Annotated in this window: 16 protein-coding genes; all 16 read left to right on the plus strand. The window is 42.8% G+C overall.

What is annotated here, in order from left to right; all coding sequences use genetic code 11:
• The first annotated feature begins 144 nt into the window (after nt 1–144).
• Nucleotides 145–1,188, plus strand: coding sequence for a rod shape-determining protein (locus tag Q7U33_RS10760; protein WP_304860733.1), 1,044 nt, complete (start codon nt 145–147; stop codon nt 1,186–1,188).
• A 173-nt stretch (nt 1,189–1,361) separates the two neighbouring features.
• Nucleotides 1,362–2,432 carry a rod shape-determining protein MreC gene (gene mreC / locus Q7U33_RS10765; RefSeq protein WP_304860735.1) on the plus strand — a complete coding sequence of 357 codons (1,071 nt, stop codon included), beginning with the start codon at nt 1,362–1,364 and terminating at the stop codon, nt 2,430–2,432.
• Entirely contained in the window at nt 2,419–2,898 is a 480-nt protein-coding gene (mreD, locus tag Q7U33_RS10770) for a rod shape-determining protein MreD (protein ID WP_304860737.1), read from the plus strand. Before mreC ends, mreD begins: the two co-directional genes overlap by 14 nt.
• 7 nt (nt 2,899–2,905) lie before the next feature.
• Nucleotides 2,906–4,840 carry a penicillin-binding protein 2 gene (gene mrdA / locus Q7U33_RS10775; protein ID WP_304860739.1) on the plus strand — a complete coding sequence of 645 codons (1,935 nt, stop codon included), beginning with the start codon at nt 2,906–2,908 and terminating at the stop codon, nt 4,838–4,840.
• Nucleotides 4,833–5,927 (plus strand): rod shape-determining protein RodA, encoded by a 1,095-nt coding sequence (gene rodA, locus Q7U33_RS10780; RefSeq protein WP_304860741.1) that lies wholly within the window; start codon nt 4,833–4,835, stop codon nt 5,925–5,927. Before mrdA ends, rodA begins: the two co-directional genes overlap by 8 nt.
• Nucleotides 5,928–5,954: 27 nt before the next feature.
• Nucleotides 5,955–6,923, plus strand: a complete 969-nt coding sequence (locus Q7U33_RS10785; protein ID WP_304860743.1) for a septal ring lytic transglycosylase RlpA family protein — start codon at nt 5,955–5,957, stop codon at nt 6,921–6,923.
• 18 nt (nt 6,924–6,941) lie between these two features.
• Entirely contained in the window at nt 6,942–8,120 is a 1,179-nt protein-coding gene (locus tag Q7U33_RS10790) for a D-alanyl-D-alanine carboxypeptidase family protein (RefSeq protein ID WP_304860745.1), read from the plus strand.
• A 28-nt stretch (nt 8,121–8,148) separates the two neighbouring features.
• Nucleotides 8,149–8,430: a YbeD family protein gene (locus tag Q7U33_RS10795; RefSeq protein ID WP_304860747.1), complete on the plus strand. Its 282-nt coding sequence runs from the start codon at nt 8,149–8,151 to the stop codon at nt 8,428–8,430.
• An 18-nt stretch (nt 8,431–8,448) separates the two neighbouring features.
• The gene (gene lipB / locus Q7U33_RS10800) at nt 8,449–9,099 is read left to right on the plus strand and encodes a lipoyl(octanoyl) transferase LipB (protein WP_304860750.1); all 651 of its coding nucleotides are present in this window, start codon (nt 8,449–8,451) and stop codon (nt 9,097–9,099) included.
• A complete protein-coding gene (gene lipA / locus Q7U33_RS10805) occupies nt 9,080–10,048 on the plus strand; it encodes a lipoyl synthase (RefSeq protein ID WP_304860752.1) in 969 nt (322 codons plus the stop codon). The genes lipB and lipA overlap by 20 nt, the downstream gene beginning before the upstream one ends.
• A gap of 63 nt (nt 10,049–10,111) precedes the next feature.
• Nucleotides 10,112–11,422: a glutamate--cysteine ligase gene (gene gshA / locus Q7U33_RS10810; RefSeq protein WP_304860755.1), complete on the plus strand. Its 1,311-nt coding sequence runs from the start codon at nt 10,112–10,114 to the stop codon at nt 11,420–11,422.
• 9 nt (nt 11,423–11,431) lie between these two features.
• Nucleotides 11,432–12,364 carry a glutathione synthase gene (gshB, locus tag Q7U33_RS10815; protein WP_304860757.1) on the plus strand — a complete coding sequence of 311 codons (933 nt, stop codon included), beginning with the start codon at nt 11,432–11,434 and terminating at the stop codon, nt 12,362–12,364.
• A complete protein-coding gene (locus Q7U33_RS10820; RefSeq protein WP_304860759.1) occupies nt 12,365–13,468 on the plus strand; it encodes an FAD:protein FMN transferase in 1,104 nt (367 codons plus the stop codon).
• Complete coding sequence (locus Q7U33_RS10825) at nt 13,443–13,841, plus strand: NusG domain II-containing protein (RefSeq protein ID WP_304860761.1); 399 nt, start codon at nt 13,443–13,445, stop codon at nt 13,839–13,841. Before Q7U33_RS10820 ends, Q7U33_RS10825 begins: the two co-directional genes overlap by 26 nt.
• 51 nt (nt 13,842–13,892) lie before the next feature.
• The gene (locus Q7U33_RS10830) at nt 13,893–14,441 is read left to right on the plus strand and encodes a Gx transporter family protein (protein ID WP_304860764.1); all 549 of its coding nucleotides are present in this window, start codon (nt 13,893–13,895) and stop codon (nt 14,439–14,441) included.
• Between the two features lie 15 nt (nt 14,442–14,456).
• Nucleotides 14,457–15,557, plus strand: a complete 1,101-nt coding sequence (locus Q7U33_RS10835) for a DUF3108 domain-containing protein (protein ID WP_304860766.1) — start codon at nt 14,457–14,459, stop codon at nt 15,555–15,557.
• Nucleotides 15,558–15,617: the final 60 nt, after the last annotated feature.

Raw genomic sequence — 15,617 nt, forward strand, 5'->3', positions numbered from 1 at the left:
ATTTTCTAATGCATCTTAATTTTCAACAAGATATACGGTATTATAACCTGATTTTACGTGCGCCTTAATCGTGCCAGTGACGATTACCAAAGGATTAGTCAAGTAAACGGTATTAAACAAGCTCCACACCACAGGAAAAACATAATGTTCGGTTCTATTAGTAGTTATTTTTCAAATGATCTTGCCATTGACCTAGGCACAGCAAACACCCTTATTTACTCGCGCGGCAAAGGTATCGTACTTGATGAGCCATCAGTCGTTGCTATCCGTCTAGAAGGCGGCCCTAATGGCAAAAAAATCCTTCTAGCCGTTGGTGCTGAAGCCAAAGGTATGCTGGGTCGAGCGCCTGCCAATATTCAAGCCATTCGCCCAATGAAAGATGGCGTGATTGCAGACTTCACCATTACAGAGCAAATGCTCAAGTATTTTATTCGCCGCGTGCATGATTCACGGTGGTTTGCGCCAAGCCCGCGCATTATCATCTGTGTGCCAGTGGGTTCTACCCAAGTAGAGCGTCGTGCTATTAAAGAGTCTGCTGAGCGCGCTGGTGCTAAGCAAGTATTCTTAATTGAAGAACCAATGGCGGCGGCTATTGGCGCAGATATGCCAGTATCAGAAGCAACAGGCTCTATGGTGGTGGATATCGGTGGCGGTACTACGGAAGTCGGCGTTATCTCACTTGGCGGTATCGTTTATGCTAAATCAGAGCGTGTTGGTGGCGATAAATTTGACCAAGCGATTATCGATTACATTCGCCGCAATTACGGCATGCAAATTTCAGAACCAACCGCTGAAGCCATCAAGAAGAAAATTGGCTCTGCATTCCCAGGCTCAACCGTACTTGAAATGGAAGTGACGGGGCGCAACCTTGCAGAAGGTTTGCCACGTAAGTTTACGATTTCAAGCAATGAAATTCTTGAAGCACTCACCGAGCCACTCAACGCAATCGTAGGTGCAGTAAAATCAGCGCTTGAGCAAACGCCGCCAGAGCTAGGTGCGGACATCGCAGAAAAAGGCATGGTGCTAACAGGTGGCGGCGCACTGTTAAGAGATTTAGATCGTCTACTCATTGAAGAAACTGGCTTACCAGTCATTGTGGCAGAAGACCCACTAACCTGTGTAGCCCGCGGATGCGGCCGTGCACTGGAGGAAATGGATAGACTAGGCAGCATATTTGCCTACGAATAACCAAAGACTCACCCCAAAGCTAGGCATGCTAAACATGGTCAACACTGCATCTGACTATGCATAAGCATGTTTTGACTTTTGGTTTAAGTGAAATAATCAGGATAGGCCGTATTGACACGGCCTATCGCTTATCTACTAAATAGCACTAAAGTTTGGAATTAGAATAAACCATAATGGCTGGCTATCATCAAAATCTGGATCAACAACAAGCCCCAGCTTTTTTTGCGCGCGGTCCTAGCCCTCTTGCGCGGTTAGCCTTTTTTACCGCACTGTCATTAGCACTGATGGCAACAGATTCTCGATTGCAATATTTAAGCAGCATGCGCGAGCACTTAATGGTTGTGTTACAGCCCTTGCAGCTTATTGCCAATGCGCCCTCCATGTTTTACGAATCAACAAATGAATATTTTTCTACGCACCACCGTTTACTCAGTGAAAATCAGCTACTCAGAAAGCAAGCACTAACTCAGGCAATTCCATTGCAAAAGATGAAAGCGCTAGAACTTGAAAATAGTAATTTGCGCCAATTACTAGACGCCAATCAATCACTAGAAGAGTTTAGCCAGCTTGGCGAAATACTACACGTTGGCCGCGATCCTTTTACAAAAAAAATAGTCGTCAATCGCGGGAGCGTTCATCATGTTATGGATGGTGCTGCAGTCGTTGATGCAAAAGGTGTGATTGGACAAGTGACTCGTACTTATCCAGTAAGCAGTGAAGTCACGCTAATTACTGACAAATCGCTTACCATTCCCATTCAAATAGAGCGCAATGGATTACGCGCAATTGCGTTTGGGCATGGCCGTGATAACACCTTAGACCTACCTTTCTTACCCGCAAATGTAGATATAAAACCCGGTGATAAGCTAATTACGTCTGGTATCGATGGCATTTATCCTAAAGGTCTTGCTGTAGCCACAGTGACAGACATTCAAACCACACAAGATTCTCCATTTGCGAGGATTGTTTGCGTGCCTACTGGGGGCATTGAAAATCATAAACAAGTGTTACTCGTTAGCATCTCACCTACAGGAAGTACTATTAAACCTGACATCTCAAACAACCCAAGTAAACCGAGCACATCAAGCCAGCAACCAATCAATACTAGCGCCAATAATGCTAAACCGAAAGCAACAAGTTCTGGCGTAATGAATGAATCAAATCAACTAAAAAAAATAACAAATGAAGTGCCAGCAACAACAGTTGCTCCTAGCACCCCAAACAAACCTCATGCACAAGACTAAGTTAAAATCCATCTACTTATCATTGTTAGTCGCATTCATATGTCTGCTACTACCTTGGTCAGGCTTTGCCCTTAAGTTACGCCCAGACTTTGTACTGCTAGTGATTATCTTCTGGATACTTCGCGCCCCGAATAGATGCAACATTGGCACAGCTTGGTTTATAGGGTTATGGGTAGACTTAGCTACTGGCGGCGTCTTTGGGCAGCACGCACTTGCTTATACGGTGACCACTTTTGTAGCAGTTATCTATCAGCGCCGCTTAGTATTATTTAGCAATTCACAGCAATTAGTTTATGTATTGTTACTACTCGTCATCTCGCAACTGACTTTACTCACAGTCAAAACCTTTGAAGGCAGTGAATCATTAGGCTGGGCCTATTTCTTACCTAGCATCACTGGTGTCATTTTATGGCAAATTGCCGTTGCCCTCGGTTTAAACACCAGCAGACCTTCACGCAGCAAATGATGTAAGTATGGTTGCTGAACTCAAAAACTATATTCATGAGCAATATTATTTTAGGCTACGCCTAGGTGTCGCAGGTTTACTTGTACTTAGCTTGTTTGCATTGCTGGCGTCTCGCTTTTACTATCTGCAAATAATACAGTACAACCACTATCAAACATTAGCAGAAAACAATCGCATTTCACTTGTCCCTACTATTCCTAATCGTGGGTTGATTTTAGATAAAAACGGCGTTGTACTTGCACACAACTTTTTTGTTTACACGCTAGAGATCACACCCGCTAAAGTAAAAAATCTCGAAAATACAATTACTGAACTGGGACAGCTCATTGAAGTTAGCACATTAGATAAAAAGCGTTTTAAAAAATTCAGAGAGCAAAGTCATAGCTTTGAAAGTGCACCAATACGTACCCACCTCAATGAAATTGAGGCTGCAAAATTTGCAGTTAATCATTACCGCTTTCCTGGGGTTGAGATTAAATCTCGACTGTTCAGACATTATCCGCTGGGCAAGCTTGGCTCGCATATGGTGGGCTACATCGGGCGCATTAATGACAAAGATATTGAGAACCTTAAAGAAGATGGCGTTTACTCCAACTACAAAGGCTCAGACCACATCGGCAAAAGTGGCTTAGAGCAATTTTATGAGCAACAATTACACGGCGTTACTGGCTTCCAGCAAGTTGAAATTGATGCTGATGGCCATGCGGTGCGGGTGCTATCAAGCAACGCACCTGTTCCAGGCGATAATCTGATTCTTTCTGCTGATAGCAAACTACAGGAAATCGCAGAAACTGCTTTTGGTGAGCGACGCGGGGCAATGGTTGCCATTAATCCAAAAACAGGTGAAGTATTAACCTATGTCAGCCAGCCAACGTTTAATCCCAACTTGTTTGTAGATGGTATTGATACTGAAAACTGGAAGCTGCTCAATGAGTCTTTAGATAAGCCATTAATTAATCGTCCACTTCGTGGCATTTACCCACCAGGCTCTACATTTAAACCTTTCGTGGCGCTGGCAGGGCTAGAAGCAGGAAAACGCAATCCGCCTTTTGCGATTCAGGATCCAGGGTTTTTCATGCTGCCAGGCAGTCGCCATCGCTACCGCGACTGGAAGCCCAGCGGCCACGGCATCGTTGATATGCAAAGAGCGATTACCATTTCTTGCGATACCTTTTTCTATGGCTTAGCCATGGAGCTAGGGATAGAAAGACTCACCTCATTTGTACGCCATTTTGGGTTTGGCAGAAGATCTGACATTGACATTAAAGGTGAAATCGAAGGTTTATTGCCCACACCAGAATGGAAGATGCGCCGTTACAAGCAACCATGGTATCCAGGTGAAACTGTCATTGTTGGTATCGGTCAAGGCTACACGCTCACTACACCACTACAGTTAGCCCAAGCCACTGCAATTTTGGCGAACAATGGCGTTGCGATGAAACCACATTTAGTGACTAAAATTCAAAATGGCTTAACAGGTAAGCAGGAATTTATCCCTAGTGTCGTACAAGACCGTATTGAGTTAAACCCTGATAATATTGAGATTGTAAAACGTGGCATGATAGATGTCACTTTACCAGGTGGCACCGCAGCTAGCGTAGGCGCCAACTCTGGTTATTCAATTGCTGCAAAAACGGGTACCGCTCAGGTCATTGGCATTAAGCAAAATGAAAAATATAACGAGCATGCCATTAATGAGCGCCATCGTGACCATGCTTTATTTATTGCTTTCGCGCCAGCTGAAGACCCAACGATCGCGCTTGCTGTGATTGTTGAAAACGGCGGACATGGCGGCTCAGCAGCAGGTCCTATTGCAAGAAAAGTCATGGATTATTACCTATTAGGAAAGCTACCTGCTGTCGAACCTACTATTGTGGCGAAACCACCACCTGCAAACGCTACGGGCACAGCGATAACAACTGAAGAAGAATTCCATGATTAGCAGAATCTTTCATTTTCTATTCAAGCATTTCGACTCATTCTTAATGGCTTGTCTGTTTTTTTCGTTGTTATTAAGTTTATTTGTACTATACAGTGCATCTGGAGAAGATTTTTCACGCATTTATGCACAAGGCATTAATGTTACAGTTGCACTGGGTGTAATGTGGTTAGCTGCTAATATTTCCCCATTAAATTTGGAACGTGCAGCGCGCCCACTTTACGTCCTTGGTCTATTGTTACTGATTAGTGTTGCACTGTTTGGCACGATCAGCCATGGTGCACGCCGCTGGTTAAATCTAGGTTTCATGCAGATACAGCCTTCAGAGCTAATGAGAATAGCTGTGCCGATGATGCTTGCTTGGTACTTTGCCAGCAGAGAAGGTAAACCTAGCCCCAGTAATTTTGTTGTTGGTGGTGTGTTGCTGGCTATTCCAGTCGCGCTCATCATGAAACAGCCAGACTTAGGCACCTCCTTGCTAATTACGTCCTCTGGCTTTTATGTATTATTTCTTGCTGGCTTAAGTTGGCGATTTTTGTTGGTTGCATCAATATCACTGCTCGCACTCATGCCTGTTTTTTGGACCTTACTACATGACTACCAAAGAAAACGTATTGAAATTCTGTTTGACCCAACCCAAGATCCCTTAGGCGCTGGCTACCATACGATTCAGGCGATTATTGCTATTGGATCAGGAGGCAGTGCAGGCAAAGGTTGGCTTAATGGCACACAAACACAGCTGGATTTTTTACCAGAACGGACTACGGACTTTATTTTTGCTGTATTTAGTGAAGAATTCGGCTTTTTAGGCAATATGTTACTGCTTACTTTATTTAGTCTGATTATCGCGCGTGGATTAGTCATTGCCTCGCAAGCACAAAACACTTTCTCTAGGCTATTAGCTGGCAGTATCACACTCAACTTTTTCTCATATGCGTTTGTAAACATGGGGATGGTAAGCGGTATCTTACCTGTAGTTGGTGTACCATTGCCGTTGATTAGTTATGGTGGCACCTCACTGGTGACACTCTACCTAGGTTTTGGCATACTCATGAGTATTCACACGCATAAAAAACTCGTTGCAACCTAGTTACTCGCATTGCAAAGGAGGAATTGAATGATTATTTTCCAAAAGGGCTTCATTATTCTATGGCTGTTATTGTTAGCTGGTTGCGCCAGCACATCCACTACAAAGCCTGAATCACCAAGCACCAAAAGCACACCAATAAATCAACCTAAGGAATCCAGCAACAAGGGTGCCTATTATTTGGATGATGGTCCTGGGGATGATACATCTATTGATATTGCCAGCATTCCAGATGCTCAGCCTAGAGCAGAGAAACCACTGGTCAGCACCAGCAAACCCTACCAAGCGTTGGGTCAGAAATATATTCCCATGAAGACCTATGCGCCATATACCAAGCAAGGTGTTGCGTCGTGGTATGGGAAGCGCTATCACGGTAGAAAAACCTCTAGCGGTGAAACATATGATATGTATGGTATGTCAGCTGCGCATACCACCCTGCCAATTCCTAGCTATGTCAAAGTAGTTAACCCTGCGAATGGGCGTGAAGTTGTGGTTCGCGTCAATGACAGAGGGCCTTTTAAGCATGATCGACTAATTGATTTATCTTACGCAGCTGCTTATAAATTAGGTTTAGTCGCTCAAGGTAGCGGCTTGGTAATGGTCACTGCGATTGATACCAGTCCAGAAGCTTTAAAGAAAGCAGCCAAAACTAATGTTGCAACAGTTGAACCAATCACCAGCACAGCCAATCTCACTGATGTTACTAGCTTACCGAACACTAGTAACGGATTGATTTCAGAATCAGCCTCTACAAAAGAAATATCGCCTTCTGGCTATTATGTACAGGTAGGCGCTTTCAAGAACGAGACCAACGGCGAGCTGTTACAAAAGAAAATTCTGAACCTTGACCTTGCGGGTAATGCTGCCGTCACTAACGTGTATAATAATGGCTTACATCGCGTCAGGTTAGGTCCCTTTGGAACTAAAAGAGAGGCCGACATTCACGCAAACAAAGTACGAAGCAAGCTCAATATCTCAGCCATTGTTACCAATCAGTAAATCTAACCATTGAATCTCATGCATATCATCAAAAATTACACTTTATCGCGCATTATTGCTACAACTTCTTTTGCGATTACTTTGGCTACCGCCTCTTTTACAAACTTAGCTTATGCTGGTGCAGCACAAATCGCACCGCCACCAAGTTTAGCGGTTAAAGCCTATTTACTTAAAGACTTCAATAACAACCAAACTATTGCACAGCATAATGCTAGCATGCGTGTGGAGCCAGCCTCACTCACAAAAATAATGACCGCCTACTTAACATTTAAAGCTGTTAAAAATGGTCATTTACAACTGAACCAAACGCTACCTATTAGCGAGCAAGCATGGAAAACTGAAGGCTCAAGAATGTTTATTGAACCTAATAAGCCAGCAACCGTCGATGAGCTTCTGCATGGCTTAATTATTGTGTCAGGTAATGATGCGTCGATTACATTAGCAGAGGGAATCGCGAGCACAGAACAACAATTTGCACTCATGATGAACAAAGAAGCGCAACGCTTGGGCATGAAAAATACGCATTACATGAATGCAACAGGATTACCAGACCCTCAACACTACACCACGGCAGAAGACTTAGCCACTTTGGCCACTGCACTGATTCGTGACTTTCCAGAAGAATACAAACGCTTATACTCAGTTAAAGAATATACCTACAACAATATTAAACAAGCAAACCGCAACCGCCTTTTATGGTTAGACCCTAACGTGGATGGCATGAAAACTGGCCATACTAAATCAGCAGGATATTGTTTAATTTCAACGGCAAAACGCGACAACACACGTCATATTGCAGTGATACTAGGCGCACCAACTGATGCCGCCCGTGCAACCGAAAGCCAAAAACTATTGAACTACGGGTTTCAATTTTTTGACTCAACTTTAGTGTACAAAAAAGGCCAGCAAGTGAGCAAGCTGAAAGTCTGGAAAGGCGATACCAACGAAATCATATCGACCGTTGCTAGTGACCTTTACTTAACACTACCAAAAGGTGAGTACGCTAACATTAAAGCGATTATTTCTAGCACCCAGCCACTTATTGCGCCTATCAAAAAAGGACAAGTGATTGGCCAGGTGAAATTTGTACTCAACGGCAAAACCATCAGCGAGCGCTCATTAGTCGCCAATAAATCTGTTGCAGTAGCAGGATTATTTGGTCGCGCTTGGGACTCTATTAAATTAATGATGCAATAAACATAACCAAATTAAACGCTATTTTAAAATGACTGATATTGATTCTCAGGCAACACCGCCACTTATTGAGTTCCCTTGTTGCTTTCCTATTAAAGTGATGGGCGAAACACAAGAAATATTTTCAACGACGATGATTGCGTTGATTCAAACTATTGTCCCAAGCTTTAATGCTGAACATATCGAAATGCGTGCTAGTGCTAATGGTAAATATATCAGCCTGACCTGCTCTGTTGATGTCGTTTCACAAGCTCAGCTTGATGATATTTATCGCTTATTAACATCTCACCCTTTAGTGAAATACACGCTTTAACATACTCACCTGCTTGTGATGTTAAACAATATTATTGTTAGAAATTTAGGCATTACCTCATTTGAAGCAACATGTGAGGCGATGCAACAATTCACAGCTGCTAGAGGTGGTGATTCTGCCGATGAAATTTGGCTCACTGAACACCCGCCAGTTTACTCACTAGGACTCAACCGCAAGCAGGTAGCCCCACCTTCCCGCGATGACATTGCCATCGTCAATACCGATCGTGGTGGCAAAATCACCTATCACGGGCCTGGGCAAGTCATTGTGTATGTTTTAATAGACCTATCAAGACGTAATCTTAATATACGTAGTTTAGTCAGCTTGCTAGAAAATACAGTGATAGAATTACTGGCACAATACAATGTCAGCGCAGTGGCAAAAAAAGATGCACCTGGTGTTTATGTGAACATAGAAAATTCACATGAGGCCAAAATAGCCTCATTGGGGTTACGTGTTAAAAATAATTGCTGCTATCACGGCTTGAGCCTTAATATAGACATGGATTTAAGCCCATTTAGTGCGATTGACCCATGTGGCTACAAGGGGCTGGCTGTGACACAGACCAAAGACCTTGGCATTAATGCCAATCTACAAACCATTGGTGAGCAACTTGTAGCAATGCTGACCAGCAAACTAGAGCATTTGCATGACGAATCTAACCACTAACAAAACACCTACGCCAAAAGTTGCTGGGGTGAAAGAAATTGACGCGGCAAAAACGTCGCGCATTCCGATTAAAATCATTCCACAGCCGATTCAGCGCAAACCTGAGTGGATACGCATGAAAGCACCTGATGGCGTACGCTATCAAGAGATTAAACGTGTATTGCGTGAGAATAATCTGCACACCGTTTGTGAAGAAGCCAGTTGCCCCAATATCGGTGAATGCTTTAGTAGTGGTACTGCAACCTTTATGATTCTGGGTGATATTTGCACACGCCGCTGTCCATTTTGCGATGTCGCACACGGCAAACCGCTACCCCCAGATATTAATGAACCAGAAAACCTGGCAAAAACGATTGCACAGATGCGGCTCAATTATGTAGTGATTACCAGCGTAGATCGTGACGATTTACTAGATGGTGGTGCACAGCATTTTGTTGACTGTATTCAAGCCGTACGTGCGCACTCACCTAATATCAGAATAGAAATTCTAGTCCCAGACTTTCGTGGTCGCTTAGATGTCGCACTGGAGATTCTACGCAAAGCACCGCCTGATGTGATGAACCACAATCTTGAAACCATTCCTAGACTGTACAAACAAGCGAGGCCAGGTTCTGACTATCAGAACTCGTTAAACCTATTAAAAGTATTTAATGAAATGTATCCGCACATCCCTACTAAATCTGGCTTGATGTTAGGTTTGGGTGAAACTGATGAGGAAATTTTAGCAGTGATGCAAGATTTACGGGCACACAATGTCAGCATGCTTACGCTCGGACAATATTTACAGCCTAGTGTGCATCATTTACCTGTGATGCGTTATGTTGAACCCCATATTTTTGAATCTTTAAAACAAAAAGCAGACGCGATGGGCTTTAATAATAAAGCTAGCGGCCCCATGGTAAGAATTAGCAATCATGCTGATGCACAGGCACACCAAGTCATTACTTAAACGGCACTGTATCAGCAATAGATTACCTCTAAATAACCGCGTTAAAGTTTAAAAAAGGAAAATATGGTTCCGCATTTAACAACAGCACTTAATGGCCCACTTTTATCGCTAGAAAAAAGCATGTTGGATGCCATGCCCAAAATTGAGCATTGGTTTCGCACACAATGGTTAGACCATGCAGCACCATTCTATGCTTCTGTTGATTTACGTAATGCAGGTTTTAAATTAGCGCCAGTAGACACGAACTTATTTCCAGGTGGTTTTAATAATCTTAATCCTGACTTTCTACATCTAAGTGTACAGGCAGCGATGGTCGCAGTTGAAAAAGTCTGTCCAGAGGCGAGCCGCTTACTGATTATTCCTGAGAATCATACCCGCAATACTTATTATCTACGTAACGTAGTTGAGCTCGCGAATATTTTAAAACAGGCCGGGATGGATGTAAGAATTGGTTCAATTTCTCCAGAAATCACCGAACCTACCTTACTAGAAACACATGATGGCCAGCCGCTATTACTAGAGCCTGTGGTACGCGAAGGCAATCGTATCAAGCTACCCGCATCTAAACTTGGTGATACCAATCTAAGTCCATTTGATAGCTGTGCGATTCTGCTAAATAATGATTTATCTGGCGGCATTCCTGATATTCTCAAGGATTTGGAACAGGACTTGATTCCACCGTTATATGCTGGTTGGAGTACGCGCAGAAAATCACAGCATTTTTCTGCCTACAACCGCGTTGCAAGTGAGTTCTCAGCGTTGCTTAACATTGATGAGTGGTTACTCAACCCATATTTCGAAACTTGCGGCGAAATTGACTTTAATGACCGCACTGGTGAAGACTGCCTAGCCGCTAAAGTGGAATCATTACTTGAAAAAATTAAAATCAAATACGCAGAATACGGCGTATCTCAAGAGCCGTTCGTGATTGTAAAAGCCAACGCAGGCACTTATGGCATGGGCATTATGACGGTAAAATCACCTGACGATGTACGCGGTTTAAACCGCAAGGCGCGTAACAAAATGTCAGTGATTAAAGAAGGTTTAGAAGTCACTGAAGTGATTATTCAAGAAGGTGTTTACACATTTGAGAGTATCAACGATGCAGTTGCAGAACCTGTTGTCTATATGATGGATCACTTTGTGATTGGTGGCTTCTACCGTGTACATACTGGCCGTGGTGTCGATGAAAACTTGAATGCTCCAGGCTCACACTTTGTACCTTTAGCTTTTGAGAAACCTTGTACATTACCAGACTGCGCAGGTGCGCCTGATGCTACCCCTAACCGTTTTTACGCTTATGGTGTAGTAGCACGCTTAGCATTACTCGCTGCTGCGATTGAGCTACAAGAACAAGACCCTTTAAATCAATAAAGCCTGCACATGAAATTAGTATTTATTCTGGACCCGCTTAAAAGTTTAAATAGCGATAAAGATACTAGCCTCGCCATTATGCGAGATGCTAGTCAGCGCGGTCACGAGCTATTTGTGAGCTTACAACACGATATTTTTCTGCGTGGTGAACAAGCCAGAATAAATGTTCAAAAGTTTAACTTTTCTGGTGAAAGCTATACTACTTCTGAAAAATCAGAGTTCGCCCCCAGTAATTTTGATGCAATTATCATGCGTAAAGACCCTCCTTTTGATAACGAGTATCTTTACAGCACCTATTTACTAGAAATAGCAGCTAAGCAGGGTGCTCGCGTATTTAATAATCCTGTAGCAATTCGTGGTTGGAATGAAAAGCTCTCAGTCACACGCTTCCCACAATTTGCACCTGAATTTTTAGTTACCTCCAATCAAACACTCATTCGTGATTTCCTAAATCAACATAAAGATATTGTCGTGAAACCCTTAGATGGCATGGGTGGCAGTAGTATTTTTAGGCTAACGTTGCAAGACCCTAACATCAGTGTGATATTGGAAACCATTACCGAGTTTGGTACCCGTACTATCATGGCACAACGCTATCTACCAGCCATTGTGCAAGGAGATAAGCGCATTATTGTCATTAATGGTGAACCATTACCATATGCACTTGCACGGATTCCAATGGCTGGTGAAACCCGTGGTAACTTAGCCGCGGGAGGTACTGGGGTCGCCCAGGCACTTACGAGTCGAGACCGTGATATTGCAACTACCGTAGGAAAAGTACTTAAGCAAGAAGGCCTATTTTTAGTGGGTTTAGACATCATTGGTGAGCACCTGACAGAAATCAACGTCACAAGCCCTACTGGCATGGTCGAAATTGCAAAGCAAACCGATTGCAATCCAGCCAGCATTTTTATTAATGCGCTAGAGCTACAGTGCCAATAAATGCGTAGGAAATTGAGCATCGTATTGATTGTAGCGACATGCTGCATTGCAATATTAGGATTCATCGCTTACAACAAACCACCACTCTATCACAGCCAAAGCTATGTATTTGGTACGCTGGTTGATATCAGTATTTATGGCGAACCAGAAGACCGTGCGAAGTATCTTTCAAATGAAATCATACAAGATTTTCAGCACTTGCATCATCAACTACACGCTTGGAAGCCAGCCTCTGGCAACCAAATCAGTGAAATAGGTACGCTTAACTTAGCATTCGCCTCGCAGAGAAAGCCATTAAACATCAGCCCACTTATGGTAGAAATTCTGCAAGATGCTACTAAGCTATCAAAAAAATCTCATGGTTTATTTAACCCAACCATTGGTCATTTAATCGGCACATGGGGGTTTCAGGCAGATGAGTTTGCCGCAACCAGTATCGATAATCAAAAAATTGCAGCATTAATCAAAGCCAATCCAACGATGGATGATATTGTTATTGCAAACAACACAGCCTACAGCACAAACAGCAGCGTTAAGCTTGATTTAGGCGGCTATGCAAAAGGTTATGCGTTAGATAGGGCTGTACGCTACTTACGCAAGCAACATGTTAAGCATGCGCTCATCAACATAGGTGGCAATATCATCGCCCTTGGTCAGCATGGGGATAAGCCTTGGCGGGTCGGGATACAGCACCCGCGCAAACCTTCTGCAATAGCCACGCTTGATTTACTTGATGGCTGGGCGATTGGCACTTCTGGTGATTATCAACGTTATTTCATGTTAGATGGTAAACGTTATTGCCACATTATTGATCCGCGCACTGGCTATCCAGTAGATCATACGCAAGCAGTAACAGTATTAATTCCTCCGCAAGCACCACACCATTCGCAAGCTGGCGTACTTTCTGATGTTGCATCAAAACCCATTTTTATTGAGCCTGCAGAAAACAAATCAAAAATCGCAGATGCGATGGGTATAAAATACTTGATGGTAATTAATCAGTCATCTCAAGTATTTGTCACCCAAGAAATGCAAAATAAACTCACTTGGCTGAATCAGGACTTTAAGAAGCGAGCGCATGTTCAACCTACTACGCAACATTAAAGCTAAAACAAGGATTATGCTTACTGGTGATTGGCTAATTGTGATTGCCAGTAGCGTGTTAGTTATCTTTTTGTTTCAACACCTATGGTCACATGAGCATGCAACAACGGTCCAAATCCGCCTAGGTGATACTGTTTATGGCACCTACAGCCTTAATCAACAGCGTGATATTCATGTCAAAGGAACACTCGGCAACGCCACAATCAGCATCATAAACGGCAAAGCCAGATTTTCTCAATCTCCATGCCATAATCAATACTGTGTACACCAAGGATGGCTGTCACGGTCAGGTCAAGCTGCCATTTGCCTACCCAATCAGCTTAGTTTAGAACTCATTGGCGAAACAAAACACTACGACTCACTCAATTATTAGTATAAGAATAGTAGTATACAAATAGCGCAACAATCTCACATAAACGATTATATGCAGATTAACACCACCATCAACGACCATCGCATCGCCAAGCTTGCTGCATTTGCTATTGCGTTACATATGCTGGAGGCGGTAATTCCATCCCCCTTACCAGGTGTTAAACCAGGTATCGCAAACATTGTGACCTTATATGTGTTATTTAAATATGACTTTGCCAGTGCCGCATGGGTAAGCATACTCCGTGTATTTGCCAGTAGCCTTTTATTAGGTCAGTTTCTATCACCCACCTTTATACTGAGCTTAGCTGGCGCATTATTAAGCTTAGGTGTGCTGTGGATATGTATGCACTTACCTAGGAAATACTTCGGTGCGGTATCATTAAGTATACTAGCTGCTTTTGCACACATTGCTGGGCAATTGATGATTGTAAGGCTATGGCTGATTCCACACACCAGCATTGCCTATTTAATTCCTATTTTTGCACTAGCAGCACTATTTTTTGGGGTAATCAACGGGCTGATTACACACCAATTACTTAATAGCAGTTTGGAAACAAAATTAGAAAACAAAACGGACTCAGCGTCATCAACTGCAACATAATTTATAACAAGTAATATGAAACTGAGCACCTTAAAATCACACATTACCGATAATAAATCGCTGTTAATTGCAGCCTTTATTTCTTTGGTTTTGCATACATTTTTGCTCAGTGGTTACTCAATATCACTTCCGTCAGATATTAAAAATATCACATCCATTCATGTACGCTTGGTAAAAGTACTACCAGAAAAAAAGCCAACTCAACCCACCGCCACACAAGCCCACCAAAATTCAATAGCACCAAATCCTAAAGTTCCTAATAATGAGGTACCAAAACCAGATGTAGAAGTGCCTGAGCACTCATTGAATAGCGAGAACACCAGCACATCCCCTGATATTCCAACCAATATAGAAACCACTACAGAACCCACCAATTCAAGCCTAAAGGAAAAACTACTAGCAGAAGACACGACAGAAAACACAACGACTGCTGAGACGGATAGTAGTGTCAATACAGACATGACTAACCCTTACACATTCGTACATAGTGAATTTGAAGTAACACGTGGTGGTGACTCAGGCATACTGGGGATTGCCTACATTACATTTAATATGGACTCAAGAAAAAACACTTATCAGTTAACGAGCATTACCGAACCTAAAGGACTCGCTTCGATTTTTTTAAGTAAACTGGAGCAATATAGTGAAGGTAACGTTGATGAAAAAGGATTAAAACCTAGCTATTACGCATATGAATTCGGGGCGAACAGTGGAAAGAACCAGTATGCACATTTGCTCTGGTCTGATGGTGTGATTGAAATGACTAGCAATAAAGGGAAGAAATCAGAACCATTACCTGAAGGTACTCAAGACTTTTTAAGTTTTATGTACCAGTTTATGTTTACGCCACCACTCAACGTCATGCAAATCACCATGACTAATGGCAAATATTTACGCACGTACACTTACAGCTTTGAAGGTGAGGAAACGATTAGCACTAAACTAGGTGACCTCAAAACGCTACATTTATTAAAAAGTGGCGAAAACCAAGAGAAAACGGAAGTATGGCTCGCTTTAGATTATCAAAACATTCCTGTCAGAATACGTAAAACGGAGAAAGATGGCGCGGTGCTAGAGCAAACAGTGACGACCATCTCAACCACACGCCCCGAGTAAGACCCTTTAATAATGCCTACTACTTTAGCACCACAAACATCATACTGCGCTCACACCATA

Origin of the sequence: Methylotenera sp. (assembly GCF_030653755.1) — a bacterium.
In the GTDB taxonomy this organism is placed as follows: domain Bacteria; phylum Pseudomonadota; class Gammaproteobacteria; order Burkholderiales; family Methylophilaceae; genus Methylotenera.

What these genes read in the sequence shown, in the direction of transcription:
- Q7U33_RS10760 (WP_304860733.1), top strand. Translation starts at nt 145, where the DNA reads ATGTTCGGTTCTATTAGTAGTTATTTTTCAAATGATCTTGCCATTGAC.
- mreC (WP_304860735.1), top strand. Translation starts at nt 1,362, where the DNA reads ATGGCTGGCTATCATCAAAATCTGGATCAACAACAAGCCCCAGCTTTT.
- mreD (WP_304860737.1), top strand. Translation starts at nt 2,419, where the DNA reads ATGCACAAGACTAAGTTAAAATCCATCTACTTATCATTGTTAGTCGCA.
- mrdA (WP_304860739.1), top strand. Translation starts at nt 2,906, where the DNA reads ATGGTTGCTGAACTCAAAAACTATATTCATGAGCAATATTATTTTAGG.
- rodA (WP_304860741.1), top strand. Translation starts at nt 4,833, where the DNA reads ATGATTAGCAGAATCTTTCATTTTCTATTCAAGCATTTCGACTCATTC.
- Q7U33_RS10785 (WP_304860743.1), top strand. Translation starts at nt 5,955, where the DNA reads ATGATTATTTTCCAAAAGGGCTTCATTATTCTATGGCTGTTATTGTTA.
- Q7U33_RS10790 (WP_304860745.1), top strand. Translation starts at nt 6,942, where the DNA reads ATGCATATCATCAAAAATTACACTTTATCGCGCATTATTGCTACAACT.
- Q7U33_RS10795 (WP_304860747.1), top strand. Translation starts at nt 8,149, where the DNA reads ATGACTGATATTGATTCTCAGGCAACACCGCCACTTATTGAGTTCCCT.
- lipB (WP_304860750.1), top strand. Translation starts at nt 8,449, where the DNA reads ATGTTAAACAATATTATTGTTAGAAATTTAGGCATTACCTCATTTGAA.
- lipA (WP_304860752.1), top strand. Translation starts at nt 9,080, where the DNA reads ATGACGAATCTAACCACTAACAAAACACCTACGCCAAAAGTTGCTGGG.
- gshA (WP_304860755.1), top strand. Translation starts at nt 10,112, where the DNA reads ATGGTTCCGCATTTAACAACAGCACTTAATGGCCCACTTTTATCGCTA.
- gshB (WP_304860757.1), top strand. Translation starts at nt 11,432, where the DNA reads ATGAAATTAGTATTTATTCTGGACCCGCTTAAAAGTTTAAATAGCGAT.
- Q7U33_RS10820 (WP_304860759.1), top strand. Translation starts at nt 12,365, where the DNA reads ATGCGTAGGAAATTGAGCATCGTATTGATTGTAGCGACATGCTGCATT.
- Q7U33_RS10825 (WP_304860761.1), top strand. Translation starts at nt 13,443, where the DNA reads ATGTTCAACCTACTACGCAACATTAAAGCTAAAACAAGGATTATGCTT.
- Q7U33_RS10830 (WP_304860764.1), top strand. Translation starts at nt 13,893, where the DNA reads ATGCAGATTAACACCACCATCAACGACCATCGCATCGCCAAGCTTGCT.
- Q7U33_RS10835 (WP_304860766.1), top strand. Translation starts at nt 14,457, where the DNA reads ATGAAACTGAGCACCTTAAAATCACACATTACCGATAATAAATCGCTG.